Source organism: Mesorhizobium sp. M1A.F.Ca.IN.020.06.1.1 (assembly GCF_004023265.1).
Taxonomy (GTDB): Bacteria; Pseudomonadota; Alphaproteobacteria; order Rhizobiales; family Rhizobiaceae; genus Mesorhizobium.
This window is the reverse complement of record NZ_RZSR01000850.1, coordinates 1-2,636: the sequence shown is the minus strand read 5'-3', so window position 1 is coordinate 2,636 and position 2,636 is coordinate 1. Positions and strand designations below refer to the sequence as shown.

Annotated in this window: 5 protein-coding genes; 4 read left to right on the top strand and 1 reads right to left on the bottom strand. The window is 60.4% G+C overall.

Going from position 1 to position 2,636, the window contains the following annotated elements:
- From EOA60_RS27985 to EOA60_RS27975, 3 genes are all read left to right on the top strand, one after another.
- Positions 1-385 (top strand): SDR family oxidoreductase (locus EOA60_RS27985; RefSeq protein ID WP_128312243.1); only part of this gene is annotated, 385 nt, incomplete at its 5' end.
- A 52-nt stretch (positions 386-437) separates the two neighbouring features.
- Complete coding sequence (locus tag EOA60_RS27980; RefSeq protein ID WP_095823815.1) at positions 438-1,025, top strand: histidine phosphatase family protein; 588 nt, start codon at positions 438-440, stop codon at positions 1,023-1,025.
- Between the two features lie 327 nt (positions 1,026-1,352).
- On the top strand, positions 1,353-1,814 hold the full coding sequence (locus tag EOA60_RS27975; RefSeq protein WP_127335153.1) for a hypothetical protein: 462 nt from the start codon (positions 1,353-1,355) through the stop codon (positions 1,812-1,814).
- 18 nt (positions 1,815-1,832) lie between these two features.
- Here the strand turns inward: EOA60_RS27975 and EOA60_RS27970 are convergent, their stop codons facing one another.
- A complete protein-coding gene (locus tag EOA60_RS27970) occupies positions 1,833-2,090 on the bottom strand; it encodes a DUF1344 domain-containing protein (protein WP_066998075.1) in 258 nt (85 codons plus the stop codon).
- Between the two features lie 212 nt (positions 2,091-2,302).
- On the opposite strand from EOA60_RS27970, the gene EOA60_RS27965 reads away from it, so the two are divergent.
- Positions 2,303-2,636, top strand: a 334-nt coding sequence (locus EOA60_RS27965; RefSeq protein ID WP_128312242.1) for a chorismate synthase, incomplete at its 3' end; no start/stop codon positions are given.

Sequence of the window (2,636 nt, the reverse complement as noted above, 5' to 3'; positions counted from 1 at the left end):
GACGCTGACCTATTACGGCGCCGAGAAGGTTATGCCTCACTACAACGTCATGGGCGTCGCCAAGGCGGCGCTCGAGGCCAGCGTGCGCTATCTCGCCGTCGACCTCGGCGCCAAGAAGATCCGCGTCAACGCCATCTCGGCCGGCCCGATCAAGACCCTTGCCGCCTCCGGCATCGGCGACTTCCGCTACATCCTCAAATGGAACGAGTACAACGCGCCGCTCAAGCAGACGGTGACGCAGGAAGAAGTCGGCGATTCCGGCGTCTACTTCCTGTCGGACCTGTCGCGCGGCGTGACCGGCGAGGTCCATCACGTCGATTCCGGCTACCATGTCGTCGGCATGAAGGCGGTCGACGCGCCCGACATCTCGACCGTCAAGGACTAGTTCTCTCCGCCTGTCTATTCGTCCAGGCCCTGGCCCGACCTCCGGAGACCTGATGTATCCGCTCGTCTACATCGCGCGCCACGGCCAGACGCAGTGGAACGCCGAGGGTCGGCTGCAAGGCCAGGCAGATACCGATATCAACGAACTTGGCCGCGAGCAGGCGACGCAAAACGGCCGACGGTTGGCGGACCTTATCGGAAACGCCGCGGATTTCGATTTTGTCGCCAGCCCGATGCGCCGCACGCGCGAGACGATGGAACTGATGCGCGCGGCGATGGGTCTCGACCCGCTCGCCTATCGCACCGATCCGCGCTTGGTGGAGCTAAGCTTCGGCGACTGGCAGGGTTTCACCTTTGCCGAACTCGAAAAGCGTGTCCCGGGTTCGACCAAAAGCCGCCGCGCCGCGAAGTGGGATTTCCAGCCGCCCGGCGAGGGCGCCGAAAGCTACGAGATGCTGCTCGAGCGGATAAAACCCTGGTTCGACGCGCTTCGCCAGCCGACCGTCTGCGTCACCCATGGCGGGGTCATGCGCTGCTTCTTCCGCTTCGTCACCGGCATTTCCAAGCAGGAAGCCGCCAGCCTCGACATGCCGCAGGACCGTATGCTCCGACTCGAGGGCCGCAGCCTGGAGTGGCTGTAAGCCTCTACACCTGGCAACGAATTGATCGTAGCAGTCGGCAATGCTTACCTGTCATGCTCAGCTTACGATTGGGCCGGTTACGACTGCATGTTCTCCAGTTTGATCGATAGATTTCGCCGACGGCCTGAGCTAGGTCGCCCAATTCGCCGCGGGAGGCCCTAGGCGACATAGTCGCAGGAGCGCTGGCAGACACTCTGGCACCAGATTTTCAGCGAGTGGGCGATTTGTTCTGGGTGAGCGACCCAAAGGACCACATGCGCTATCTGTTGAAGTTTCAAACGATGAAAGGAATGACTTTTTCTGCTTGCTGGGGCGTGTCGGTCGACTTTGTGCCCGATTTTCGGCCGTGGAAAACTCACGTGGAAAGGAACGGCAAAGTCGGCCGCCTTTAATCTCTGTATCGACCCCATTGACCTGTCAGGCTCGATTCCAGGCTGGTGTTCTTTCTACGCCAACGATCGTGACTATCATGTCGAACGGGTTGCATTGGCTGCCGTAAAAGCCGCTCGACTGGATTGGTCGAAGATCACTGCATTGGGTGACTTCGCCCACATCTTCGAGCAACGGGCAAAGATGAAGTTCAAACGTTTCTCATTGGAGAATTACGTGCAAACTGACCTGGCATGGGGCCTCATCCTAATCGCTTTGGGGCGGCTGAACGAAGGTCAGCATCGCCTCGACGCATTTTGTCAGCAGTTCGCTATAGCCCCAGGGTCGACTATCCTCGCAAACGCGAAGGATGAAGCCACCAAGATGGCGGCCGGACGACCGGCGCCGTTGTTTGGTTGACTAGGTTGCCAGCTAATTCTAGTCGCTGTCCGGCAGCTGCATATCGGTCACGACATTCTCGCCATTGGTCACGTCGTAGGCGAGGACGATATCCATGCCGGGCTTCAGCGCGTCGAGATCGGTTTCGGCGTTGAGCTTGTAGGACTTTCCGTCGTCCAGCGTCAGCGTCAGCGTGTCCTTGTCGACCTTCTTGATCAAGCCTTCGGTCTGGCCGGCGAACGCGGCAGCGGTGGAAATGAGCAACATGGCGCAGGCGGCGCCAATCAGGGTACGCATCGTCGTCCTCTTTGGTCATTGCGCCGGCATGAGCAACGGCGGATCCTCAACGGCGGATGGAAGAGAGCAGAAACCAACCGAATGTGTCAAAACTAAATCCTCCAGATCACAGATTGATGCATCCGATCACCGTTTGACCGCTGTGGAAAACGCCAATAGAAGGCACGCTTGAACCGGCGAACCGGGTCCGCGCCGGGCAGGGCGTTTTTTCCATGTCTCACAACACCTTCGGCCATCTTTTCCGCGTCACCACCTGGGGTGAAAGCCATGGCGCCGCTATTGGCTGCGTTATCGACGGCTGCCCGCCCGGGATCCGCTTCAAGCGCGAGGACATCCAGGCCGAGCTCGACCGGCGCCGCCCGGGCCAGTCGCGCTTCGTCACCCAGCGCCGCGAGCCGGACGAGGTCAAGATCCTCTCCGGCTTCATCCTCGGCGAGGACGGCGAGACGATGATCACCACCGGCACGCCGATCTCGATGCTGATCGAAAATGTGGATCAGCGCTCCAAGGATTACGGCGAGATCGCCCGCCAGTATCGGCCGGGCC

What these genes read in the sequence shown, in the direction of transcription:
- EOA60_RS27980 (WP_095823815.1), top strand. Translation starts at nt 438, where the DNA reads ATGTATCCGCTCGTCTACATCGCGCGCCACGGCCAGACGCAGTGGAAC.
- EOA60_RS27970 (WP_066998075.1), bottom strand. Translation starts at nt 2,090, where the DNA reads ATGCGTACCCTGATTGGCGCCGCCTGCGCCATGTTGCTCATTTCCACC.